Genomic DNA, 21,922 nt, shown 5'->3' on the forward strand with positions numbered 1-21,922 from the left:
GCGGATGACCGCCGTCCGTCCCCCGACCGCCCTGGCCGAGCCGGTCGAACCGGTCGGCCGGAGCTGGACGGCGGCGCTCTCGCTGGCCAACGGGGCGATCTGGATCGGCTGGTTCGGGCCGCTGCAGATCCTGCTCGCCTCCCAGGCGAAGGACTTCGCGCCCGCCTCCGGGATGTCCAAGGAGACCCTGCTGGCCTGGGTGACCGGCGCCGGCGCGGTGGTCTCGCTGCTCGCGAACCCCGTCTTCGGCGCCCTGTCGGACCGGACGACGGCCCGCCGGGGCCGCCGTACCCCGTGGATCGTGGCCGGCGCGGCGGGCGGCGCGCTGTCGCTGCTGCTGCTCGCCGAGGCGGGCGGGGTGTGGTCCATGGCGGCGGCCTGGTGTCTGGTGCAGCTCACGCTGAACGCCGCGTTCGCGGCGGTGACGGCGGCCGTGCCGGACCGGGTGCCACGGCCCCAACGGGGCGCGGTGGGCGGCTGGTTGGGGGCGGCGCAGATCCTCGGGGTGGTCGGCGGCACCGGCCTCGCGACGGCGGCGGGCGGGATCGGCGCCGGATATCTGGCGTGCGCGGTGTGCACGGCGGCGGGCGTGCTGCCGTACGTCCTGCGCCACGAGGATCTGCGGCTCGCGAAGGAGGACCGGCCGGCGTGGTCCTGGCGCGGCTTCCTGGCGGGCTTCTGGCTGAGCCCGCGCCGCCACCCCGACCTCGGCTGGGCCTGGCTGACCCGCTTTCTGATCAACCTCAGCAACTCCCTCGTCCTGCTGTACCTCCTGTACTACCTCCGTGACCGCCTGCACCACGCCGACCCCGACCGGGGTGTGCTGATCCTGACCGCCGTCAACAGCCTCACGCTGATGGCGACCGTCGTGGCGGGCGGGGTGTGGTCGGACCGGGCCGGCCGGCGCAAGCCGTTCGTCGTCTGGTCGGGCGTGCTGATGGCGGTGGCGACGGCGGCCCTGGCCGGCTGGCAGACCTGGCCCGGCGCGATCGTGGCGGCGGCCGTCCTCGGCGTCGGCTTCGGCGTGTTCACCTCCGTCGACTTCGCGCTGATGACGGACGTGCTGCCGAAGGCGCTGGACCGGGGCAAGGACCTCGGCGTGATCAACGTGGCCAACGCACTGCCCCAGGTGGCCGCCCCGGCGCTGGCCGCGCCGATCGTGACGTATCTGGGCGGGTACCGGGTGCTGTACCTGGTCGCGGCGGTGATCGGGCTGGCCGGGGCGGTGCTGGTCGGGCGGATCAGGGGCGTGGACTGACGGGTCAGAGGGCTCCGGCGTCGCGGGCGGCCCAGACGGTCGGGTAGACCGGCCGGAAACCGAGGTCCCGCCTGATCTTCTCGGTCGACATGATCGCCAGCCATGGGTCGGGGTCGGTCCGGGTGTGCAGCTCGGCGGGCGGCTCGGCGCCGCCCAGCCGGTACAGCTCGACCGCCGTCACGGGGGCGTCGTCGGCGATGTTGTGGACCGGCCCGTTCACCGCCGGCGCGTACAGCAGGCGCAGCAGCCCCTGCGCGACGTCCGCGTGGTGGCCCATGTGCAGCCGCTGGGTGGACGCCCAGTGCGCCGCCCACAGCAGGGACTGCGCGAGGTGCGGGTCGCCCTCGCCGTAGACGAAGGGAAGGCGGCCGATGCGCACGTCCATGCCGTCCAGCGCGAGCAACTCCCGCTCGGCCGCGGCCTTGGACTCGGGGTAGGCGCCCCACATCGCGCCGCCGGGCCGGGTCTCGTCGTCCTCGGTCAGCGGGCGGCCCCGCCCGACGCCGTACACAAGTCCCGTACTGACCTGCACGAAGCGCCGTACGCCCGAGGCCAGTGCGGCGCGGCCCAGGGCCACGGCCGCGTCCCGGTTGACGGCCCACACCTCGTCGTCCGGCACCCCGCGGAAGGACGCCGCGACGTTCACGACCGCGTCCGCGCCGGCCACCGCCTTGCCGAGCGCCTCCGTGTCCCGCAGATCGCCGACCACGACCTCGGCGCCGAGGTCCGCGAACCGCTCGCCCCGCGCCGCGTCGCGCACCAGGACCCGGACCTCCTCGCCGGGCCGCCGCGCCGCCAGCAGCCTCGGCACGAAACGCCGGCCGACCTGCCCCGTCGTGCCCGTCACCAGTGTCACCATGTTCCGCTCCTCCCGGTCTGGTGCCACCACTGTCGAACGGCGCCGCACCGGCCGGGAGAGACCTTCCGATCAGGGGATCGGCAGTCCCTGGATAAGCCGGGCCGGCTGCCGCACGCTGGAGAGGTGAACCGGACCGAACTCGCCGACTTCCTGCGCCGCGGCCGTGCCCGCCTGGACCCCTCCGCCGTGGGCCTCTCACCGGGCGCCCGCCGCCGCACCCCCGGACTGCGGCGGGAGGAAGTGGCATCGCTGGCCGGGATGTCGGTCGACTACTACACCCGGCTGGAGCAGTGCCGCGGCCCGCGCCCGTCCCGCCAGATGCTCACGGCACTGGCCCGCGCGCTGCGCCTGACCGACGACGAACGCGACCACCTCTTCCATCTGACCGGCGAGGAACCGCCCCGCCGGGAGACCGTCTCCCCGCATGTCCGCCCCGGGCTGCTGCTGGTCCTGGACCGGCTGCACGACGCACCGGCGATGGTGGTGACGGACTGCGGCGAGGTGCTGGCGCAGAACGCGATGTCACGGGCGATGTCGGGGGACGTGCTGAGCCGCCCGCCCCGGGAGCGCAACCTGGTCCGCGGCTTCTTCCTGGACCCGGCGGTGCGCGAGATCGTCCCGCCGGAGGACGTTGCCGACCATGCGCGCCGGCACGTGGCCAACCTGCGTGCCGTCGCCGCCGCCCGGCCCGACGACCCGCGGCCGGCCGCCCTGGTGGCCGAACTCCGCGCCGCCAGCGAGGAGTTCGCCCGGCTCTGGGACGAGCACGAGGTGGCGGTGCGGCGCAGCTCGACGAAGCGCTTCCGGCACCCGGTGGTCGGCCTGCTGGAGCTGGACTGCGAGGTCCTGCTGAGCGACGACCGACGCCACCACCTCATCCTGCACACGGCCCGCCCGGGCACGGACTCGCACGAACGGCTCGAACTGCTCAGGGTGGTGGGCCTGCAGGACTTCTCCCGGACCAGATCGTGAGCGGGGGACTAGAAGCCCAGCCTGCGCAGCTGCTTCGGGTCGCGCTGCCAGTCCTTCGCCACCTTGACGCGCAGGTCCAGGCTGTATCGATGTGCGGCTACCGCCGCGCGGCCGGCGCACCCAGCAAGGCCTCGACCCGCTTGCCGCACCTGACGCCGACCACCTCCCGACCGACCGAGACGGGTCGGTGGGCGGGAAAGGGAACTAGAAGCCCAGCCTGCGCAGCTGCTTCGGGTCGCGCTGCCAGTCCTTCGCCACCTTGACGTGCAGGTCCAAGAAGACCGGCGTGCCCAGCAGGGCCTCGATCTGTTTGCGGGACTTGATGCCGACCTCCTTCAGGCGCTTGCCCTTGGGGCCGATGATGATGCCCTTCTGGCTGGGGCGCTCGATGTAGACGTTGGCGTGGATGTCCAGGAGGGGACGGTCGGCCGGGCGGTCCTCGCGCGGGAGCATCTCCTCCACGACCACGGCGATGGAGTGCGGCAGCTCGTCACGCACGCCCTCCAGAGCCGCCTCGCGGATCAGTTCCGCGATCATGACCTGCTCGGGCTCGTCCGTGAGGTCGCCCTCGGGGTAGAGCGCCGGGCCCTCCGGCAGCAGCGGGACGATCAGGTCGGCCAGCAGGCCCACCTGCTTGTCGCCGACCGCCGACACCGGCACGATCTCCGCCCACTCGAAGCCCAGCTCCTTGCCCAGCTGGTCGATGGCGATCAGCTGCTCGGCGAGGGTCTTGGAGTCGACCAGGTCGGTCTTGGTGACGATGGCGACCTTCGGGGTCTTGCGGATCCCGGCCAGCTCCTTGGCGATGAAGCGGTCGCCGGGGCCGATCTTCTCGTTCGCGGGAAGGCAGAAGCCGATCACGTCGACCTCGGCCCACGTCGTCCGTACGACGTCGTTGAGCCGCTCGCCGAGCAGCGTGCGCGGCTTGTGGAGGCCCGGGGTGTCCACCAGGATGAGCTGGGCGTCGGGCCGGTGCACGATGCCGCGCACCGTGTGCCGCGTCGTCTGCGGCTGGTTCGCGGTGATCGCCACCTTCTGCCCGACCAGAGCGTTCGTGAGGGTGGACTTGCCCGCGTTGGGGCGGCCCACGAAGCAGGCGAAGCCGGCACGGTGGACGGTCTCGGCCGACTCTTCGGATGACGGGGTACGAACGCTCATGCCGTTCATTGTCCCTGATCCACGAGAGCCCGCCGCACCGTGAGGTCTCGGTGACCCTGAGCCGATGAAACGTCACGGAAACACACTCCTGCACGACCCCTTGGCGCACCGGCCCGGACCTTACGGTGCGCCCCGGGACGGCATACGATCACGGCGTGAAGCTCATCACCGCGATCGTCAAGCCGTACCGTCTGGACGCGGTCAAGACCGCCCTGCAGGAGCTGGGGGTGCACGGTCTGACCGTGACCGAGGCGAGCGGCTACGGCCGGCAGCGCGGCCACACCGAGGTGTACCGGGGCGCCGAGTACCGGGTCGACCTGGTGCCGAAGGCGCGGATCGAGGTCGTGGTGGAGGACGCGGACGCCGAGCCGGTCATCGACGCGATCGTCAGGGCCGCGCAGACGGGGAAGATCGGGGACGGGAAGGTGTGGGCCGTACCCGTCGAGACGGTCGTACGCGTGCGGACCGGCGAACGCGGCCCCGACGCGCTCTGACCAGCAGCACCCCGGCCGCCACGCCCGCGACGGACACCAGCGCCACGACGAGCCACGGCAGCGCGAGGAAGGACGCGCTCGCCGACTGCCGGGTGCCGGGCGCGGTCGCAGTCAACGTCACGTCGCCCCGGTCGAGTTGGGGCGCCCCGTGCCAGGTCTCGGTGAGCCGGACCCGCTGTCCCGGCAGCAGCTCGGAGGGCACCCGGGTCAGCTCCCGGTCGAGCAGCGTACGGCCGAACAGCCCGCGCACCCTCAGCTCCACCTTCGGGTCGAGGGTGACGTTCCCGGTGTTGCTCAGGGTGTAGGAGACGGTGGCCGTGCCGGCGCCGAGGCCGGGGATCAGCGGCTGGTGATGGCTGATGTGCACCTGCCCGACGGAGAGCGCGGGCAGCGCGGGTCCGCCGACCCTCAGATAGACGCGGGCGCCGACGGCCCGCTGCACGCCGAGCGCGAGCCGCCCGCTGCCGGGGTCGACATGCTCGTCCAGGGCGACGATCGCACCGGGATGGTCACCGGGCTCGGCCCCTGCCGGGACGCGCAGTGTGAAGGGCACGGTGACGGTCCTGTGGGCCGGGACGCTGATCCGGGCCTTCGCGGGCTTCGCCCAGGCGCCGATTCCGCGCATCCGCTCCTTCAGGGTGCGTACGGCGAAACCGCCGTCGCGGGCGGTGTTGTAGGCGTCGGCCGCGTAGAGCCGGAAGGTGAGCGGCTCGGCGGTCTTGTTCTGGACGGCGACCTGGTCGGTGAGGGTCTGGCCGGGGTCGGCGGAGAGGTAGAAGTAGGGCCGGGCGGCGATCTTCGAGGCGACCGGGTAGACGGACCAGCTGCCGTTGTCGGCGGCCTGGGCGGGCGCGGCCTGCCATGCCAGCATCAGGCCCAGGAGGAGGACGTACAGCTTGCGCATGGGTGCGGACCCCCACGGAGGCTGGACAGACGAGGGACAGGGGAACGGGCGGGTGCGGACGCCCGCACGCTCAGGTGAGCGTCAGCGTGAGCACACCGGAGTACGAGCCCGGAGGCGTGAACGCCGGTACGTCCAGGGAGAGCCCGGCGTCGACGGTGAACTCACCGCCGGTGAGCGTGGCGTCGGGGGTCTGTGCGAGGGTCGCCCCCGAGACGCCCACGGCGCCCGTCGAACCGGCCTTGCAGGTGCTGGGGCTGCCGGGCTTGGTCGCGCAGGCGGGCGTCCAGCTGAGCCTGCCCGCGTCGATCTTGGCGCCGGGACCGGTGAAGTCGGTGACCTTGCCGGTCAGGGACCAGCCCGCGGGCCCGCCGCGGAAGTCCTTGACGGTCACGGTCTGGAGCTTGCCGGTCGAGGCCCCGCCGTTGCCGAAGTCGACCGCCGACAGCGCGACGGAGTCCCCGGCCTGGGACATGGACAGCGTGCCCGCCTTGACGGTGGTCGTCAGCTTCTGGCTGCCGGCCGGGACGGGGGTGTTGTCGTTGACGACGTAGGCCGCGGGCCCGGCGCCGTGGTCCGCGCTCCAGGAGCCGCCCTCGTAGGCCACGATCCCGGTGGTCGTCTTGTCCTTGACGACGAGGGAACCGCTGAAGGAGCCCTGGGCGTTCGCGGTCGCCGTGGCGGAGTCCGCGGTCTGGGTGCCCCCGGACCGCCCGGCCAGCGTGACGGTGGCGCCCGGTGTGAAGTTCGTGCCGTTGACCGTGACACTGGCGCCGGGGTCACCGGAGGCCGAACCCAGCGAGATCGCCCGGGTGTTGGCCGGAGTACCGTCGGTCGCGGTGACGGTCTGCGACACCGGGGCGGGCGGGTTGGTGACCGTGCACGGGGTGTCCAGCTCCAGGATGTAGCTGGTGTGGATGTTGTAGTCGCCGGGCGAGAGGGTGATCTGGCCGGGCTTGGTGACGGTGAAGGTGCCGGTCATCGAGAAGGACGGGAAGGCCGCCTTCCCCGGCACCGGCGGATTCTTCTTGGGCCCCGCGACGGTCACGTCGCCCGTCTGCGCGCCGCCGAGGGTGACCTTGCCGGTCGGGGTCATGATGTCGGCGGGCAGGGCCAGATCGGTGGGGTTGTTGGCGGCGGCCGTGACCACGGTGTAGGTCACGGTGACGGTGTCGCCGACCTTCGGAGTGGTGTTGTCCACCGAGACGCCGGCGGTCGTGGTGCCGTCGATCGGCGGCAGGCCCGCCACGGCGGGCGGGATGCAGTGCGTGGCGAAGTCCACGTTCGTGCCGGCGGCACCGGCCGGGCAGGCGAGTGCGCCGCCCGCGGTGACCGCGAGCGCGGTCGCCCCGAACAGCGACGCCCAGCGCCACCGTCGGGATCTTCGTGATCTTGGGGGTGTCGAACCCATGGGGCCCCCTCCTGAGGGTTGCGGGCGCAGCGGCTCATCTGCGCCGACAGGGGGCATTGATGTGGAGCGGGGGTGAGAAGTCAATGGAGATGCCGCAGAAAACTGACGGATCATCAGTTTCTGCGGCATCCGGAACAGATCGCTCAGTCGAAGACGAACGGACCCGGCGACTGCGGGCCGTTCGCGGTGCAGTTCACGGTGACCCCGAAGATCACCATCTTCAGCGAGCCGCCGTAGGCGTCCAGGCTGTCACCGGAGGCGACGGTGCCGGGGAGCGGGCCGACGCTGACCGAGTCGCCGGTGTTCATGGCGGGGTTCTTCGTCCCGCTGAACACGACGGAGCCGCCACCGGACTTGGCCAGGGCGAGGGTGGAGGTGATGGAGTCCTTCGCCACCGCGACCGGCGCGGTGATCGCGGACGAGGTGAGGGTGATGGTGGCCGAGGTGCCGCTCTGGGTGGCGGTGAGCGTGGCCGAACCGCCGCCGAAGACGCCGCAGCTCGCGGTGATGGTCGCCGACTGTGGGGTGACGGCGGCCGCGGAGGGCGCGAAGGCCAGTCCGGTGACCGCGAGGGCCCCGGCGGCCAGTGCCGCACCCGTTGTCGTGCGCTTGCCTCTCATGGAGATCCGCTTCCCTTCCCTGTGGGGAGTGCCGTGTGGGGGGACACCGACGGGCGAGGGGCCTCGGCAGACGGATGCGGACACACTGCGTCGGCGGTGCGGATCTGACGGCCCGTCGGAAACGTACGGCTCCATTGATGCGCAGGGGCCGGAACCCAACAAGGTTGAATTCCAGCCGACCTTTCGTTCGGCCGGTGGGCGGGCGCCGGTATGTCAGCCGGCGGAAACGGTGAGCCGCACAACGCCGTCGGGACCGGCCAGCAGCACCGGCGTCCCCGCGCCCCCGAGGTCGGCGACGGCAGCCAGGTCCTCGTCGGCCACGGACTCCGCCGCACTCACCACCGCCGCCGCCTCCAGCGACGTGGCCCCCGACGCCACGGCCATGGCCACGGCCGTACGAAGCGCGCTCAGCCGCAGCGAGGCCAGCTCCACCGACCCGGCGACATACGTACGCCCCGTCTCGTCCCGTACGGCCGCCCCCTCGGGCACACCGTTGCGGGCCCGCGCGGAACGGGCCAGGGTGACGATCTTGCGGTCCTCGGGGTCAAGCGCGTTGCTCTCGGTCATGCCCAGAGCATACGAAGCCCGGACCCGCCCCTCCCGCTCACCCCGCCACGGGGTACATCGCGCCCCTCCGCCCCTGCGGAGAGACCAGCCACTCCAGCTTCTCGGCGGTGTTCGCCTCGTCCAGCGGAGTGTGCAGCACGATCATCAGGTCGGGCCGTACCGGCACCTTCAGCACCGTCGACTCCACGACCAGCAGCCCGGCCAGCGGATGGCTCAGCTCCTTGCGCACCTGCCCCTGGTCCTCGATGTCCCGCTCGGCCCACAGCGCCACGAACTCGGGGCTGCGCGCCGACACCTCGTCGAGCACCTCCCGGAACCCCTCGTCGTCCGGCCGCGCCGCACACGCGGCCCGGAACTGCGCCACGACCGTACGCGCGTTCCGCTCCCAGCTGTGGCTGCGCGAGCGGTACAGCGGATCGACGAAGAAGTCGATCAGGCAGTTCTGTGTGATGTCCCCCCGCATGCCGAGCACGATCGCGGCCGCGTCGTTGTACATCACGCAGTTGTAGTACAGGTCCATGATGTGGGCCGGAAACGGCATCCAGGCATCGATCAGCCGCCGCAGCCCGTCGCACATGTCCCGTTTCTCCGGCGCCACTTCGGGCGTCGGCGGGTTCATCCCGGACAGCAGATACAGATGCCGGCGCTCGGCGTCGCTCAGCCGCAGCACCCGGGCGACGGAGTCGAGGACGGACGGCGAGACGGAGATCTCCCGCCCCTGCTCCAGCCACTGGTACCAGGAGGCACCCACACCGGCGAGCACGGCGACCTCCTCCCGGCGCAGCCCGGGCGTACGGCGTCTGCCGCCGCCGACGGGCAGTCCGGCCTCCTCCGGGCTGACCCGGGCCCGCCGGCTGATCAGGAACTCGCGCAGCTCAGTGCGCCGTTCACTCCTCATCGCCCCCGCAGCAGGCACGTACCGCTCCTCCCCCGTCGTGTCTGGTGGTGCCACCACCACCATAAGTTCCGACTCCCCACCGGTATTCCGCGCGCCCGAAGCTCGGTACATGGCGATCGACACCACCAACCGACCCACCCCCTCCACGGGCACCCCGCTCGACACCCCCCGGCCACCCCGGTTGTCGACGCGTGACAAGTTCGTCCTGTTCGTCCTGTGCGCGGCCCAGTTCATGGTCGCGCTGGACTTCTCCGTCCTGAACGTGGCCCTGCCCGCACTCGGCACCGACCTCGGCATGAGCCGCTCGGCCCTGCAGTGGGCGGTCACCGCGTTCGCGCTGCCCTCCGGCGGCTTCCTGCTGCTCTTCGGCCGCATCGGCGACCTGTACGGCCGCCGGAAGCTGTTCCTCACCGGCCTCGCGGTGTTCGGCGCGGCCTCGCTGCTGGCGACCCTGGCCTGGGACCCGGCGTCCTTCCTCGCCGGACGCGCGCTGCAGGGCGTCGGCGCCGCGGCGATCGTCCCGACCGCGATGTCCCTGCTGACCACCACCTTCCCGGAGGGCCCGGCCCGTGACCGCGCCCTCGGTATCGCGGGCACGGTGATGTCACTGGGCTACACGGTCGGCATGGTCGCGGGCGGGATGCTGACCGACGCGCTCGGCTGGCGCTCCACGATGGCCCTGCTCACCCTGTCCGCGCTGATCGTGCTGCCGCTGGCCCCGGGCCTGCTGCCGGAGTCGCGCACCCCGCACCGCCCACGCCTGGACGTGCCCGGCGCGGTCACCGTCACCGCCGGTCTGCTGTCGCTGATCTACGCCCTGTCCACGGCCGCCGACCACGGCTTCGGCCGCCCGGACGTCGTCGTCACCCTGGTCGCCGGTCTGCTCCTGCTGACCGCGTTCACGGCCGTGGAATCCCGTACGGCCGCCCCGCTCGTCTCGCTGCCCATGCTGCGCCGCTCCACGGTGGCCTGGGGCAATGTGGGCGGCCTGGTCACCTTCTCGATGATGTCGACGGTGATCTTCGTCCTGACCTTGTACCTCCAGGACATCCTGCACCTGTCGGCCTTCGAGACGGGCCTGGTCTTCGGCGTCCAGGGCGTGCTGTCGGCGATCGCCGGCTCGATCGCCCCGAAGGTGATCGGCCGCTTCGGCGCCCGCCGCACCCTGGTCGGCTCGCTGGCCGGCCAGGGCGTGCTGATCGCGGCCCTGCTCCTGCTGGACTCCCATGTCCAGTCGGTCTGGCTCGCCACCGCGGCCGTGTCCCTGGCCAGCATGTTTCACCTGGGCGCGATCATCTCGTACGGCCTGACCGTCACCTCGGGGGTCCCGGACGAGGAGCAGGGCCTGGCCACCGGTCTGGTGACCTCCACCCAGCAGGTCGGCATCACGGTCGGCATCCCGCTGCTGGGCGTGCTGGCCACCACGTCCCGCGACCTGCTGGCCGGCGTCCACACGGTCCTCGCCCTGGACGCGGCGATCGTCCTGGCCGCCGCCGCCCTGGTCGGACTGGGCCTGCGCCGGGGTCAGTCCAGGGTCTGAACGATCCCGCTGCGCGCGGCCGTGTGCACCACGCGGCCGCGCGCGCCGTTGACCAGGGGAAGGTAGGGCGCCACATGGCCGCACTCGACGTCGGCGACGATCGGTACGCCGAGCGGGCCAAGGGCGTCGAGGACGGCCTCGTGCTGGGTGAGGGTAGGGCTGTCGGGGGCGTGCGTACGGCCGACGAGGACGGCGGCGGCCCGGTCGAAGAAGCCGCCCAGCCGCATGCCGTGCAGATTGCGGCAGATGGTGAACGCGTTGTCCTCGCAGGCCTCGACATAGACGAGCAGCGGCTCACCGGCGGCGAAGGACGAGGTGTCCAGGTACGGCGTCCCCGCGAGGCCCACGAGGGTCTCGATGCATCCGCCGATCAGCCGGCCCACGGCATCCACGTCACCGGTGCCGTCGAGCCGGATCCAGCCGCCCTCGGCGTCCAGGGTGAGGTCCCGCACCTCCGGGTGGCGCTGCCAGTCGTCGTAGCCCCCGGACCGGTGGCGCCCGGGCGGCGTCTGCGTGAACGGCTCCCCCTGCGGCCCGGCCGCGATGTCCAGCCAGGACCTGAGACCCTCGGGCGTCCGGTACGGCGTGTCCATGAGGTTGTTGCCGTGCACGGTCGCGACCCCGGTGAGCAGGGTCAGCGGCGTGATGATCGTCGACATGTCCGAGTAGCCGACGACCCAGGTCGGCTCGGCCCGCCCGATCGCCTCGAAGTCGAGCAGCGGCAGCAGATCGATGGCGGTCTCCCCGCCCCACGGAGGCACCACGGCCCGGATCGTCGGGTCGGTCAGCAGCGCGGTCAGTTCGGCGGCGCGCTCGGCGGCCGGCGCGCTCACATGCGTCGAGCCGTCCATGCACCGGCCGACGACCGCCTCGTACCCGCGCGCCTCGATCTCCTGGATCGCGACATCGAGCCGCCCTGAGAGGTCCTTGGCCACTCCGCTGGACGGAGAGGTCACACCGACACGGTCACCGGGACGCAGGGGGCGCGGATATCTGATGGTCATGGGGCCATCCGACCCCGCGCCGCGCGCCCGCGGCAACGGGTTTACGGCCGGTCCAGCCGAAGCCGCTCCGCCCGCGGCAGCCCCGCGACGACAAGGTCGTACGAGTCCTCGATCAGCTCTTTCACCAGCCGCCCGGGCAGCCCGCCGTCCACGGTCACGGTGTTCCAGTGCCGCTTGTTCATGTGATACCCGGGGATGATCAGCCCCTCGTGCTCACCGCGCAGCCGGACCGCGTCCTCCGGGTCGCACTTGAGGTTGACCGTGAGGGGCCGCGCACCCAGGTTCGTCAGGGCGAACATCTTGCCCAGCACCTTGAAGACGGAGGTCTCCGGGTTGAACGGGAAGTCCTCCGCGACCGCGTTGAAGGACAGGCAGAAGGCGCGCAGCTCCTGGGGTGTCACTCGGGTTTCTCCTCCACGGCGGGTTCGACCAGTACCGTCACGATCTTGTTCCGGCGGCCGGCCGCGGCCTCCGCGGTCAGCTTCAGCCGGCGTTCGTCGGGCAGTTCCACCTCGGCGGACGCGCCCGCGATGGGCACGCGGCCGAGCGCCTTGGCGAGCAGTCCGCCGACGGTCTCCACGTCCTCGTCGTCGTACTCCTCCAGGCCGTACAGCTCGCCGAGGTCGGTGATGTCCAGGCGGGCGGTGACCCGGTAGCGGTCGTCGCCGAGATCCTCGACCGGCGGGAGTTCCCGGTCGTACTCGTCGGTGATCTCGCCGACGATCTCCTCCAGGATGTCCTCGATGGTGACGATGCCGGCCGTGCCGCCGTACTCGTCGATGACGACGGCGACGTGGTTGCGTTCCTTCTGCATCTCGCGCAGCAGGTCACCGGCGTTCTTGGTGTCCGGCACGAAGACGGCCGGCCGCATGGCGGTGGAGACCAGGTCGCTCTCGGCGTCCCGGCTGATGTGCGTCTTGCGGACCAGGTCCTTCAGATACACGATCCCGACGATGTCGTCCTCGCTCTCGCCGGTGACCGGGATCCGGGAGAACCCGGAGCGCAGGGCGAGGGTGAGAGCCTGCCGGATGGTCTTGTAGCGCTCGATGACGACCAGGTCGGTGCGCGGGACCATGACCTCGCGCACGAGGGTGTCGCCGAGTTCGAAGACGGAGTGCACCATGCGGCGTTCCTCGTCCTCGATCAGCGACTCCTTCTCGGCGAGGTCGACCAGCGCGCGCAGCTCCGCCTCGGAAGCGAACGGGCCGCGCCGGAAGCCCTTGCCGGGCGTGAGGGCGTTGCCGATGAGGATCAGCAGCGACGGGATGGGCCCCATGATCCGGGCCAGCGGCAGCAGTACGTACGCCGCCGCGGTCGCGGTGTTGACCGGGTGCTGCCGGCCGATGGTGCGAGGCGAGACGCCCACGGCGACGTACGACACCAGGACCATGACCCCGATGGCGACCAGCAGGGCTTCCCAGGTGGCCGTGAACTCCTGCAGGCAGGCGTACGTCACCAGGGCCGCGGCCGCCATCTCGCAGGCGACGCGGACCAGCAGGGCCACATTGAGATAGCGGGTGGGGTCGGCGGCGACCTGGGCCAGCTTGGCACTGCCGCGCCGCCCGGTGCGTACGGCCTCCTCGGCACGGAAGCTGGAGACACGGGCGAGGCCCGCCTCCGCGCAGGCGGCGAGCCAGGCCACGACGACCAGTGCGATCGCGCCGACCACGATCTGCGCAGACATACGGGCCGCTTACGAGACGGTGGGCGCCGGGGACGGCCCGGTCAGCCCGTGCTCGGCCCGCCAGCCGTCCACGATGGCGGCCTGGAGCCCGAACATCTCCGCCTTCTCGTCGGGCTCCTCGTGGTCGTACCCGAGCAGGTGCAGCACCCCGTGGACGGTGAGCAGCTGCAGCTCCTCGTCCATGGAGTGCTGGGTGGGCGCCTCGGTCCCCTGCTTGGCGGCGACCTCCGGGCACAGCACGATGTCACCGAGCAGCCCCTGTGGCGGCTCGTCGTCGTCCTTCGACGGCGGCCGCAGCTCGTCCATCGGGAACGACATGACATCGGTCGGACCCGGTAGGTCCATCCACTGGATGTGCAGCTGCTCCATGGCGTCGGCGTCCACGACGATCACCGAGAGCTCGGAGAGCGGGTGGATGCGCATCCGCGCGAGCGCGTAGCGGGCGATGTCGAGGATCGCCTGCTCGTCTACCTCGGTACCGGACTCGTTGTTGACGTCGATCGACATGGCCGTGCTGGTCTACTTCCCCTTGGAACCCTTGGCACCGGACTTGCCGTGGCCACCCTTGTGGGTGCCGTTCTCCGTGCCGTGCTTGCTGTCGTACAACTCGTACGCGTCGACGATACGGCCCACCAGCTTGTGCCGTACGACATCGTGGGACGACAACCGGGAGAAATGGACGTCCTCGACCCCTTCGAGGATCTCCTGCACCTGCCGCAGACCGCTCTTGGTGCCGTTCGGCAGGTCGACCTGCGTCACATCGCCCGTGATCACGATCTTCGAGTCGAAGCCGAGGCGGGTGAGGAACATCTTCATCTGCTCGGGGCTCGTGTTCTGGGCCTCGTCCAGGATGATGAAGGCGTCGTTGAGCGTACGGCCGCGCATGTACGCGAGCGGCGCGACCTCGATGGTCCCGGCGGCCATGAGCCGCGGGATCGAGTCCGGGTCGAGCATGTCGTGCAGCGCGTCGTACAGCGGGCGCAGGTAGGGGTCGATCTTCTCGTAGAGCGTGCCCGGCAGGAAGCCGAGCCGCTCTCCCGCCTCCACCGCCGGCCGGGTCAGGATGATCCGGTTGACCTGCTTGGACTGCAGGGCCTGTACGGCCTTCGCCATGGCCAGGTAGGTCTTGCCGGTACCGGCGGGGCCGATGCCGAAGACGATCGTGTGCTTGTCGATCGCGTCGACGTACCGCTTCTGGTTGAGGGTCTTCGGGCGGATGGTCCGGCCCCGCGAGGACAGGATGTTCTGCGTCAGCACCTGTGCCGGGGTCTCGGGGCCGTCGCTCGTCCCGTTGTCGCTCGCCTTGAGCATGGCGATCGAGCGTTCCACTGCGTCCTCCGTCATCGGCTGCCCGGTGCGGAGCACCAGCATCATCTCGTCGAACACGCGCGAAATGAGGGCGACATCGCTGGGGTCGCCGACCGCGCTGATCTCATTGCCCCGGACGTGGATGTCGGCCGCCGGGAAGGCCCTCTCGATCACACGCAGGAGGGAGTCGCCGGAACCCAGCACGGTCACCATGGGGTGCTGGGCGGGGACGGTCAACTGCGCTCTCGCCTGCTCCTGCGCGGGGGTGGTGTGAGCTGTGGGTGTCTGTGTCATGGGCCGGCGCTGAAGGCCTGCGCTTCCTCCTCGTCACGGCCGCCTGGCTGAGGGCGGCCTCGCGATTCCAGGGTACGACGGTGCACTGACAAGCCCGTAGGAGTTTTCGAGGTCAGCTCGAGCGGCGGAATCCGATGGTCGGCACGGCCCGCCGCAACGGCCACGGCCGGTCCAGCTCCTCCGGCACCAGCCCCTCAAGGAACTCATACCTCCGCAACGCCGCCGGATCCTGCCCCGGAAGGGCCTGCACCCGCCGCCACCAGGCCCCGATCTCCGACCACCCCGGCGCCGACAGCGACCCCCCGAACTCCTGCACCGACAGGGCCGCCGTGAGCCCGGCGAAGGCCAGCCGGTCGGCGAGCGGCCACCCCGCCAGGGACCCCGTCACGAACCCCGCGACGAACACGTCCCCGGCCCCCGTCGGATCCAGCGCCTCCACGGCGATCGCCGGCACCTCCGCCGCCTCCCCCGTACGCCGGTCCACCGCATACGCCCCCTCCGACCCCAGCGTCACCACGGCCACCGGCACATACGCGGTCAGGGCGTGCGCGGCATCGCGCGGACAGTGGGCCCCCGTGTACCGCTTCGCCTCCTCCGCGTTCGGCAGGAACGCCTCGCAGTGCTCCAGATCGGCAAGCCCGGCGAGATCCCACGCCCCGGTCTCGTCCCAGCCGACGTCGGCGAAGATCCGGGTCCCCTCCCGCGCGGCCTCGGCGATCCACGGCGCGCGCGCATCCGGCGTCAGCGAGGCCACGGCCGCACGGGCGCGGGGCGCGTGGTCCCGGGCCCACTCCTGGCTGAAGGCGGCCTCCGGCGGCGGCTCGTGCCCGTGCGACACCATCGTCCGCTCGCCCTCGTACGCCATCGACACGGTCACCGGCGAGTGCCAGCCGCGCACGGTCCGTGACGCCGACAGGTCGATGCCCTCGCCCTGTTCGAGCACGTCCCAGCAGTAGTCGCCGTAGTGGTCGTCCCCGAAGGCCGCCGCGAGGGAGGTCTTCAGTCCGAGCCGGGCCAGGGCCGTGGCCATGTTGGCGACGCCGCCGGGGCTGGAGCCCATGCCCCGGGCCCAGGACTCGGTGCCGCGTACCGGCGCCGAGTCCAGGCCGGTGAAGATGATGTCGAGGAAGACCGTGCCCGTCAGGCAGACGTCCCAGGGCGGGTCGCCGGGCCCGCGCAGCGCCGCGAGCGGATCGATCTGCGCCCGACAGCGCGCGGCCTGGGTGAGGTGTTCCGGTTCCTCTCCGGTGATCGTGTGCGACGGGGTCACGGTGCGCTCCCTGGCGTGGTGCGGATCTGGCCAGTGTGCACCACTCGGCCCGGTGTGCCAGGGCTTACCAGCGGGGCATCACCGGTTGCCGCCAGCCCGGTTCGGCGAGCCGCATCGCCGCCGCGTCGTCGCGGTCCCGCAGCGAGCCGTCGTCCTCGGCCCACCGCCGGTGCAGCCGGGCCAGCGCGTCCCGGTCCAGCTCGACTCCGAGGCCGGGGGCGTCCGACACGACGACCCGTCCGTCCGTGAACCCGGGCCGCTCGGTGAGGACGTCCTCGGACTGCCAGGGGTAGTGGGAGTCGCAGGCGTGGTGCAGGCCGGGGACGGTGGCGGCGACCTGGGTCATCGCGGCGAGGCTGATCCCGAGATGAGTGTTGGAGTGCATCGAGATCCCGACCCCGAACGCGGCGCAGATCGCGGCGAGTTGGCGGGTGTTGCGCAGCCCGCCCCAGTAGTGGTGGTCGGAGAGGACCACCTGGACGGCATCGCGGGTGAACGCCTCCTTGATCTCCCCGAAGGTGGTCACGCACATGTTGGTGGCGAGCGGGACGTGGGTCCCGGCGGCCACCTCGGCCATCGCGGGCGTGCCCAGCGTCGGGTCCTCCAGGTACTCCAGGACGTCGCCGAGTTCCTTCGCCACCTTCAGCGAGGTCGCGACGGACCAGGCGCCGTTGGGGTCCAGGCGCAGCGGGTGTCCCGGGAAGGCCTCGGCGAGGGCCCGTACGGCGGCGATCTCCTCGTCGGGCGGGAAGACACCGCCCTTGAGCTTGAACGAGCCGAAGCCGTAGCGCTCCTTGAACGTCCGGGCCTGTGCCACGATCCCGGCCGGGTCGAGCGCGGCACCCCAGTCGTCGGGCTCGGCCGGCACGCCCGCCGGGTGCCCGGCCGGCTTGTAGAACAGGTAGGCGCTGTACTCGACGGCGTCCCGCAGCCTGCCGCCGAGCAGCGCGTGCACGGGCAGTCCGAGCGCCTTGCCCTGGGCGTCCAGGCAGGCGACCTCGAAGGCGGACAGCACCGACAGCCGCAGCTTGTCGGCGCTCTGCACCCCGCGCAGCCCGCCGGCGTCCACCTCCCCGTCGACCCGCGACGCGTCGACGCCGAGGTCGATCGAGAACAACCCGTTCACATCCATGACCGACCGTCCGATGAGCCGTCCGGCGAGCGGGCGGGCCAGCTCCAGGTACTTGGTGTCGCCGTAGGTCTCGCCGAGCCCGGTGACCCCGTCGGCGGTGACGATCTCCACGATCAGCCTGGGGGTGTACGGCTGGTGCACGCCCTGGGTGTTGAGCAACGGCTGGTCGGCGACGAGGATCGGCGTCAGCCGCACCTCGGCGATGGTCAGGTCACGGGTCACAGGGCGGCTCCTACGAGGTCGAGTCCGGCGGTGAGCAGGTCCTTGAGGTCGGCGAGGTCGGCGGGCGCGGGGTCGGTGAGCGGGGCGCGCACGGGTCCGACGCGCTGTCCGCGCAGCCGGGCCGCCGCCTTCACCAGGGACACGGCGTATCCGGGCGCGCGGTCGCGGAGTTCGACGAAGGGGACGTAGAACTCCCGCAGCAGCTCGTCGACCGTCCCCGCCGCGCCGTCCCGGAGCGCGGCGAAGAAGGCGCCGGCGATCTCGGGGGCGAAGGCGTGCACGGCGGAGGAGTAGGCGGGGACGCCGACGGCGGCGTAGGCCCGGGCCTGGATCTCGGCGGTCGCGGCGCCGTTGAAGAAGAGGAAGCCGTCGGGGGCGGCGAGGGTGAGGCGCTGGAGCCGGTCGAGGTCGCTGTGCCCGTCCTTGACGCCGATGACGTGGGGGATGCGCGCGATGCGCGTCAACGCGTCGGCCGTGTAGGCGACTTGGCCTCGCTGGTAGGCGATCAAAGGCAGCCGGGTGCGCTCGGCGAGCCGCTCCAGCTGGGCGACGAGGCCGTCCTGCGGGGCGTCGACGAGGTAGTGCGGCAGCACGAGCAGGGCATCGGCGCCGGCCTCCTCGGCGATCCGCGCGAACCGGGCGGCCTGCGCCCAGCCGTACCCCGTCCCGGCCACGACCGGCACCCGGCCGGCCGCCTCCTCGACGGCGATCCGGACGACGGTCCGGTACTCCTCCTCGTCCAGGGAGAAGAACTCTCCGGTGCCGCAGGCCGGGAAGACGGCGCCTGGTCCGGCGGCCAGCCGGTCGGCGACATGGGTGCGGAGGCCGTCGGGGTCGAGGGAGCCGTCGTCGTGGAACGCGGTCAGCGGGAAGGACAGCACCCCGCGCGCCATCCCCTCCCGCAGCCGCCGCGCCACACCCTCGGGACTCGGATCGCCACCCATCTGACCATCTCCCCTTATGAATCACGTCCACATATGAGAACGAGCCTAACGCCTTTTACCCGACCCCACATTCGGCAAACCGAAAAGTGACACAGATCGCACCCCTCGCACTTCTTCCGGAACCACCTGCTTGATACAACTTGCTCGCGCGTTCCTGTCCGTCGACGGTCGTCGCCCCTCCCCCTCCTCGCACCCTTCTTCACGCCTGCCCTGGGAACGCCCGTGTCCGCCCCCCGCACCCCGCCCTGGCCCCTCGTCGCCCTTTTCACTGCCGGGTATCTCGCGCCCTATCTGCTCCCGACCACCGTCGGCCGGCTCGATTCCGGGCTTGCGCTCACCGCCACCCAGGCCGGCGCCATCGGCAGTGCGCTGCTGCTGAGTTCGGCGACGGCGGGCTTTCTGCTGGCCTCCCGGGTCGAGAGGACCGGCCCCCGCACGCTCGCCCGGCTCGGCCTCGCGCTCGCCGTCCTCGGCTATGGCGGTGCGGCCCTCACCGCCTTCGTACCCGCTGTCGTCGCGGGCGCGGTCATCGGCGGATTCGGATCCGGCACCATCACGGCGGTCGCCGCGAGCGGCATCGCGGCACAGCGCGACCCGCACCGGGTCACCACGCTCGGGCTGTTCGGCGTCTCCGGTCTCGCCGGCGCCCTGTACCTGACGATCCCGCACCTCGGCCCCGGCCACGGTCTGCCGCTGGCCGCCATCGCGCTGACGGCACTCGCGGTCCTTCCGCTCACCGGCCGCCTGTCCGGCCGCACCACACCTGCCCGTACGGCCGTCACGCCCGGCCGGCTCCCCCGCCCCCGCGCCGGGCTGCTGCTGGCCGCCGCCATGACCTGCTGGTCCCTCGCGCAGAACTCCCTCTGGGGCGTCAGCGGACGGATCGGGCTCGACCAGGCCCACCTCAGCGAGGCCACGGTCGGCGCGGTGTTCGCGGTCGCGCTCGGCGCCGGGCTCGTCGGGGTCGTCGGCGCCGCCGCGCTCGGGCAGCGGCTGGGCCGCGCCGCGCCCATCGGCGCCGGTACGGCACTGATCGCGGGCTGCGTCGCGCTCAGCGCGTCCGCGACCGACCTGCCGGCCTTCGCGGCCGGCGAGATCTCCTGGAACCTGCTCTACCCGGTCGTCCTGTCGTACGTCATCGGCCTCGCCGCCTCCCTCGACCCGCGCGGCCGCTGGGCGGTCCTGGTCGGCTCGGCGGCGTCACTGGGGACGGCGGCGGGACCGCTGGCGGGGAGCGTGCTGGCGGGACGGGCGGGCTTCCCGGCGATGGGGACACTCCTCGGCACCGGACTGCTGCTGGTGGCGGTGCCGATGACCGCGGTGGCGCTCCGGGCCGCCAGGCGCACCCTGCCGGTCGTGCAACTCCCGGTGGAGTCGCCCGCCGCGCCCGCCCAGCATTGCTACGAGACCGCGTCCCCGAACTCGTACGCCTCCACCTCGGCGATATAGCGGGCCCGGCGCTCCTCGTCGTCCTCCAGGAAAGACGCCAGGAACGAGTTGCGGGCCAGTTCGCGCAGCCGGTCCTCGGACAGGCCCAGAGTGCGGTGGACGGCCGTGAAGTTGTCGCCCGCGTAGCCGCCGAAGTACGCCGGGTCGTCGGAGTTGACCGTGCACAGGAGGCCGGCGTCCAGCATGGCCGGCAGCGGGTGGTCGGCGAGCGTGTCGACCGTGCGCAGACGGACGTTGGACAGCGGGCACAGGGTGAGCGGGATCCGCTCCCGGACCAGCCGCTCGACCAGCGCCGGGTCCTCCATGCAGCGCAGCCCGTGGTCGACGCGCTCGATGCCGAGCACGTCCAGGGCCTCGGTGATGTACTCCGGCGGCCCCTCCTCACCGGCGTGCGCGACCCGGCGCAGCCCGAGCGCGGCCGCCGCCTCGTACACCTCCCGGAACTTCACCGGCGGATGCCCGACCTCGGCGGAGTCCAGGCCGACCCCGGTGATCCGGTCCAGGTACGGCGTCGCGGCCCGCAGCGTCTCCAGTGCCGACTCGGCGGACTCGTCCCGCAGGAAGCACAGGATCAACTTCGTGGAGATCCCGTGGTTCCGCTCTCCCCCACTCTCGGCTTCGCTCGAGCGGGGGGACCCCCAGCCGCCCAGCCCCCGCCACAGCCCCTCCACGACCGTGCCCATGGGAACGCCCCGGGCGAGGTGGGCCTGCGGGTCGAAGAAGATCTCCGCGTGCCGGACGCCCTGCGCGGCGGCACGGGCCAGATAGGCATCGGCCAGGTCCGCGAAGTCCTGCTCGGTGCGCAGGACGGCCATCAGCTCGTAGTACAGGTTCAGGAAGGACTGGAGATCCTCGAAGTCGTACGCCTTGCGCAGCTCGTCCGTGTCCGCGTACGGGAGGGTCACGCCGTTGCGGGCGGCCAGCTCGAAGGCCAGCTCCGGCTCCAGGGTGCCTTCGATATGGAGGTGCAGTTCTGCTTTCGGGAGAGGCATCAAGGCATCGTACGGGGGTCTTGTCGCCGTTTGCTCTACCGCCGTTTCGGGACCGGCACCCGCAGCAGATCGTGCGCCACCGTCAGCTCGCCCTCGAAGCCGGCCGCCCGCGCCTGCCGCTCGAACTCCTCGGGTTCGGTGTAGCGCTGGCTGAAGTGGGTGAGGACGAGGTGTCGTACGCCCGCGTCCCGGGCGACGGCGGCGGCCTGCCCGGCGGTCAGATGACCGTGCTCCACGGCCAGTTCGGTGTCCTCGTCGAGGAAGGTGGACTCGATGACGAGCAGGTCGCAGTCCTCCGCGAGGGCGTGCACACCGGCACAGAGCCGGGTGTCCATGACGAACGCGAACCGCTGTCCGCGCCGCACCTCGCTGACGTCCTCCAGCGTGACGTCCCCCAGCCTGCCCTCGCGCTGCAGCCGACCGACGTCCGGGCCCTTGATCCCGTGCGCGGCGAGCCGGTCGGGCAGCATGCGGCGGCCGTCGGGTTCGATCAGCCGGTAGCCGTAGGACTCGACCGGGTGGGACAGCCTGCGGGCCTCCAGGGTGTACGACGGGGTCACCGCGAGGATGCCGTCGGCGGCGACCGGCGCCTCGGTGATGCCGACGGTCTCCCGGTAGGCGGTCGCGTAGCGCAGACGGTCGAAGAAGCGCTGCCCGGAACGCGGGTAGTGCGCGGTGACCTCGTGCGGCACCTGGTCGAGGTTGATCCGCTGGATGACGCCGGCGAGACCGAGGCTGTGGTCGCCGTGGAAGTGCGTGACGCAGATCCGGTTCAGGTCGTGCGCGGCGACCCCGGCGCGCACCATCTGCCGCTGCGTGCCCTCGCCGGGGTCGAACAGGATGCCCTCGCCGTCCCACCGCAGCAGGTAGCCGTTGTGGTTGCGATGCCGGGTCGGGACCTGGCTGGCGGTGCCGAGGACCACCAATTCACGTACGGACACCGTG

22 protein-coding genes are annotated in these 21,922 nt (G+C 72.0%); 5 read left to right on the forward strand and 17 right to left on the reverse strand.

Features of this window, described 5'->3' with window-relative positions; translation table 11 throughout:
* Window positions 1-4: 4 nt before the first annotated feature.
* The gene (locus AB0L75_RS18430) at window positions 5-1,258 is read left to right on the forward strand and encodes an MFS transporter (protein WP_365181988.1); all 1,254 of its coding nucleotides are present in this window, start codon (window positions 5-7) and stop codon (window positions 1,256-1,258) included.
* 4 nt (window positions 1,259-1,262) lie between these two features.
* On the opposite strand, the gene AB0L75_RS18435 is transcribed toward AB0L75_RS18430, so the two are convergent.
* Window positions 1,263-2,117 (reverse strand): NAD-dependent epimerase/dehydratase family protein, encoded by an 855-nt coding sequence (locus AB0L75_RS18435; protein WP_365181990.1) that lies wholly within the window; start codon window positions 2,115-2,117, stop codon window positions 1,263-1,265.
* Between the two features lie 123 nt (window positions 2,118-2,240).
* Here AB0L75_RS18435 and AB0L75_RS18440 point away from each other — a divergent pair, with 123 nt between their 5' ends.
* Window positions 2,241-3,089, forward strand: a complete 849-nt coding sequence (locus tag AB0L75_RS18440) for a helix-turn-helix transcriptional regulator (protein WP_365181992.1) — start codon at window positions 2,241-2,243, stop codon at window positions 3,087-3,089.
* A gap of 204 nt (window positions 3,090-3,293) precedes the next feature.
* On the opposite strand, the gene era is transcribed toward AB0L75_RS18440, so the two are convergent.
* Window positions 3,294-4,247: a GTPase Era gene (gene era, locus AB0L75_RS18445; protein ID WP_365181994.1), complete on the reverse strand. Its 954-nt coding sequence runs from the start codon at window positions 4,245-4,247 to the stop codon at window positions 3,294-3,296.
* A 155-nt stretch (window positions 4,248-4,402) separates the two neighbouring features.
* Here era and AB0L75_RS18450 point away from each other — a divergent pair, with 155 nt between their 5' ends.
* On the forward strand, window positions 4,403-4,741 hold the full coding sequence (locus tag AB0L75_RS18450) for a P-II family nitrogen regulator (RefSeq protein WP_351203089.1): 339 nt from the start codon (window positions 4,403-4,405) through the stop codon (window positions 4,739-4,741).
* Here the strand turns inward: AB0L75_RS18450 and AB0L75_RS18455 are convergent.
* From AB0L75_RS18455 to AB0L75_RS18475, 5 genes are all read right to left on the reverse strand, one after another.
* Window positions 4,635-5,645 carry a DUF916 domain-containing protein gene (locus AB0L75_RS18455; RefSeq protein WP_365181996.1) on the reverse strand — a complete coding sequence of 337 codons (1,011 nt, stop codon included), beginning with the start codon at window positions 5,643-5,645 and terminating at the stop codon, window positions 4,635-4,637. The two genes, AB0L75_RS18450 and AB0L75_RS18455, sit on opposite strands and share 107 nt — an antisense overlap.
* Window positions 5,646-5,715: 70 nt before the next feature.
* Window positions 5,716-7,053, reverse strand: a complete 1,338-nt coding sequence (locus tag AB0L75_RS18460) for a beta-xylosidase (RefSeq protein ID WP_365181998.1) — start codon at window positions 7,051-7,053, stop codon at window positions 5,716-5,718.
* A 143-nt stretch (window positions 7,054-7,196) separates the two neighbouring features.
* Complete coding sequence (locus AB0L75_RS18465) at window positions 7,197-7,673, reverse strand: hypothetical protein (protein ID WP_365181999.1); 477 nt, start codon at window positions 7,671-7,673, stop codon at window positions 7,197-7,199.
* Window positions 7,674-7,886: 213 nt separating this feature from the next.
* A complete protein-coding gene (locus AB0L75_RS18470) occupies window positions 7,887-8,240 on the reverse strand; it encodes a cytidine deaminase (RefSeq protein ID WP_365182001.1) in 354 nt (117 codons plus the stop codon).
* A 37-nt stretch (window positions 8,241-8,277) separates the two neighbouring features.
* The gene (locus AB0L75_RS18475; protein ID WP_365182133.1) at window positions 8,278-9,138 is read right to left on the reverse strand and encodes a helix-turn-helix transcriptional regulator; all 861 of its coding nucleotides are present in this window, start codon (window positions 9,136-9,138) and stop codon (window positions 8,278-8,280) included.
* Between the two features lie 109 nt (window positions 9,139-9,247).
* On the opposite strand from AB0L75_RS18475, the gene AB0L75_RS18480 reads away from it, so the two are divergent.
* On the forward strand, window positions 9,248-10,678 hold the full coding sequence (locus tag AB0L75_RS18480) for an MFS transporter (RefSeq protein WP_365182003.1): 1,431 nt from the start codon (window positions 9,248-9,250) through the stop codon (window positions 10,676-10,678).
* On the opposite strand, the gene AB0L75_RS18485 is transcribed toward AB0L75_RS18480, so the two are convergent.
* The 8 genes from AB0L75_RS18485 to AB0L75_RS18520 all read right to left on the reverse strand — a co-directional run bounded on the left by AB0L75_RS18485 (window position 10,663) and on the right by AB0L75_RS18520 (window position 18,536).
* The gene (locus tag AB0L75_RS18485; RefSeq protein WP_365182005.1) at window positions 10,663-11,682 is read right to left on the reverse strand and encodes a S66 peptidase family protein; all 1,020 of its coding nucleotides are present in this window, start codon (window positions 11,680-11,682) and stop codon (window positions 10,663-10,665) included. The genes AB0L75_RS18480 and AB0L75_RS18485 overlap by 16 nt on opposite strands.
* Window positions 11,683-11,723: 41 nt before the next feature.
* Window positions 11,724-12,083 carry an MmcQ/YjbR family DNA-binding protein gene (locus AB0L75_RS18490; protein ID WP_365182006.1) on the reverse strand — a complete coding sequence of 120 codons (360 nt, stop codon included), beginning with the start codon at window positions 12,081-12,083 and terminating at the stop codon, window positions 11,724-11,726.
* Window positions 12,080-13,366, reverse strand: coding sequence for a hemolysin family protein (locus AB0L75_RS18495; RefSeq protein ID WP_365182007.1), 1,287 nt, complete (start codon window positions 13,364-13,366; stop codon window positions 12,080-12,082). The genes AB0L75_RS18490 and AB0L75_RS18495 overlap by 4 nt, the downstream gene beginning before the upstream one ends.
* Before the next feature lie 9 nt (window positions 13,367-13,375).
* Window positions 13,376-13,873 (reverse strand): rRNA maturation RNase YbeY, encoded by a 498-nt coding sequence (gene ybeY, locus AB0L75_RS18500; RefSeq protein ID WP_319150264.1) that lies wholly within the window; start codon window positions 13,871-13,873, stop codon window positions 13,376-13,378.
* A 12-nt stretch (window positions 13,874-13,885) separates the two neighbouring features.
* A complete protein-coding gene (locus AB0L75_RS18505) occupies window positions 13,886-14,968 on the reverse strand; it encodes a PhoH family protein (RefSeq protein WP_365182009.1) in 1,083 nt (360 codons plus the stop codon).
* A gap of 112 nt (window positions 14,969-15,080) precedes the next feature.
* Complete coding sequence (locus AB0L75_RS18510) at window positions 15,081-16,220, reverse strand: PfkB family carbohydrate kinase (protein ID WP_365182135.1); 1,140 nt, start codon at window positions 16,218-16,220, stop codon at window positions 15,081-15,083.
* A gap of 82 nt (window positions 16,221-16,302) precedes the next feature.
* Window positions 16,303-17,592 carry a glucarate dehydratase family protein gene (locus AB0L75_RS18515; protein WP_365182011.1) on the reverse strand — a complete coding sequence of 430 codons (1,290 nt, stop codon included), beginning with the start codon at window positions 17,590-17,592 and terminating at the stop codon, window positions 16,303-16,305.
* Window positions 17,589-18,536 (reverse strand): 5-dehydro-4-deoxyglucarate dehydratase, encoded by a 948-nt coding sequence (locus tag AB0L75_RS18520; RefSeq protein ID WP_365182012.1) that lies wholly within the window; start codon window positions 18,534-18,536, stop codon window positions 17,589-17,591. The genes AB0L75_RS18515 and AB0L75_RS18520 overlap by 4 nt, the downstream gene beginning before the upstream one ends.
* 222 nt (window positions 18,537-18,758) lie before the next feature.
* Between AB0L75_RS18520 and AB0L75_RS18525 the strand changes: the two genes are divergently transcribed.
* Window positions 18,759-19,985, forward strand: coding sequence for an MFS transporter (locus tag AB0L75_RS18525; protein WP_365182014.1), 1,227 nt, complete (start codon window positions 18,759-18,761; stop codon window positions 19,983-19,985).
* Here AB0L75_RS18525 and AB0L75_RS18530 read toward each other — a convergent pair.
* Both AB0L75_RS18530 and AB0L75_RS18535 read right to left on the reverse strand, forming a co-directional pair.
* Entirely contained in the window at window positions 19,937-20,977 is a 1,041-nt protein-coding gene (locus AB0L75_RS18530) for an adenosine deaminase (protein WP_365182015.1), read from the reverse strand. The genes AB0L75_RS18525 and AB0L75_RS18530 overlap by 49 nt on opposite strands.
* A gap of 35 nt (window positions 20,978-21,012) precedes the next feature.
* Window positions 21,013-21,918: a ribonuclease Z gene (locus AB0L75_RS18535; protein ID WP_365182017.1), complete on the reverse strand. Its 906-nt coding sequence runs from the start codon at window positions 21,916-21,918 to the stop codon at window positions 21,013-21,015.
* Window positions 21,919-21,922: the final 4 nt, after the last annotated feature.

The organism is Streptomyces sp. NPDC052101 (genome assembly GCF_040680235.1).
Taxonomy (GTDB): domain Bacteria; phylum Actinomycetota; class Actinomycetes; order Streptomycetales; family Streptomycetaceae; genus Streptomyces.

Excerpts from the sequence above, each read along its gene's own strand:
- AB0L75_RS18475 (WP_365182133.1), bottom strand. The coding sequence starts at position 9,138 with ATGAGGAGTGAACGGCGCACTGAGCTGCGCGAGTTCCTGATCAGCCGG.
- era (WP_365181994.1), bottom strand. The coding sequence starts at position 4,247 with ATGAGCGTTCGTACCCCGTCATCCGAAGAGTCGGCCGAGACCGTCCAC.
- AB0L75_RS18485 (WP_365182005.1), bottom strand. The coding sequence starts at position 11,682 with ATGACCATCAGATATCCGCGCCCCCTGCGTCCCGGTGACCGTGTCGGT.
- AB0L75_RS18505 (WP_365182009.1), bottom strand. The coding sequence starts at position 14,968 with ATGACACAGACACCCACAGCTCACACCACCCCCGCGCAGGAGCAGGCG.
- AB0L75_RS18465 (WP_365181999.1), bottom strand. The coding sequence starts at position 7,673 with ATGAGAGGCAAGCGCACGACAACGGGTGCGGCACTGGCCGCCGGGGCC.
- AB0L75_RS18530 (WP_365182015.1), bottom strand. The coding sequence starts at position 20,977 with ATGCCTCTCCCGAAAGCAGAACTGCACCTCCATATCGAAGGCACCCTG.
- AB0L75_RS18460 (WP_365181998.1), bottom strand. The coding sequence starts at position 7,053 with ATGGGTTCGACACCCCCAAGATCACGAAGATCCCGACGGTGGCGCTGG.
- AB0L75_RS18480 (WP_365182003.1), top strand. The coding sequence starts at position 9,248 with ATGGCGATCGACACCACCAACCGACCCACCCCCTCCACGGGCACCCCG.
- AB0L75_RS18455 (WP_365181996.1), bottom strand. The coding sequence starts at position 5,645 with ATGCGCAAGCTGTACGTCCTCCTCCTGGGCCTGATGCTGGCATGGCAG.
- AB0L75_RS18435 (WP_365181990.1), bottom strand. The coding sequence starts at position 2,117 with ATGGTGACACTGGTGACGGGCACGACGGGGCAGGTCGGCCGGCGTTTC.
- AB0L75_RS18430 (WP_365181988.1), top strand. The coding sequence starts at position 5 with ATGACCGCCGTCCGTCCCCCGACCGCCCTGGCCGAGCCGGTCGAACCG.
- ybeY (WP_319150264.1), bottom strand. The coding sequence starts at position 13,873 with ATGTCGATCGACGTCAACAACGAGTCCGGTACCGAGGTAGACGAGCAG.
- AB0L75_RS18495 (WP_365182007.1), bottom strand. The coding sequence starts at position 13,366 with ATGTCTGCGCAGATCGTGGTCGGCGCGATCGCACTGGTCGTCGTGGCC.
- AB0L75_RS18470 (WP_365182001.1), bottom strand. The coding sequence starts at position 8,240 with ATGACCGAGAGCAACGCGCTTGACCCCGAGGACCGCAAGATCGTCACC.
- AB0L75_RS18520 (WP_365182012.1), bottom strand. The coding sequence starts at position 18,536 with ATGGGTGGCGATCCGAGTCCCGAGGGTGTGGCGCGGCGGCTGCGGGAG.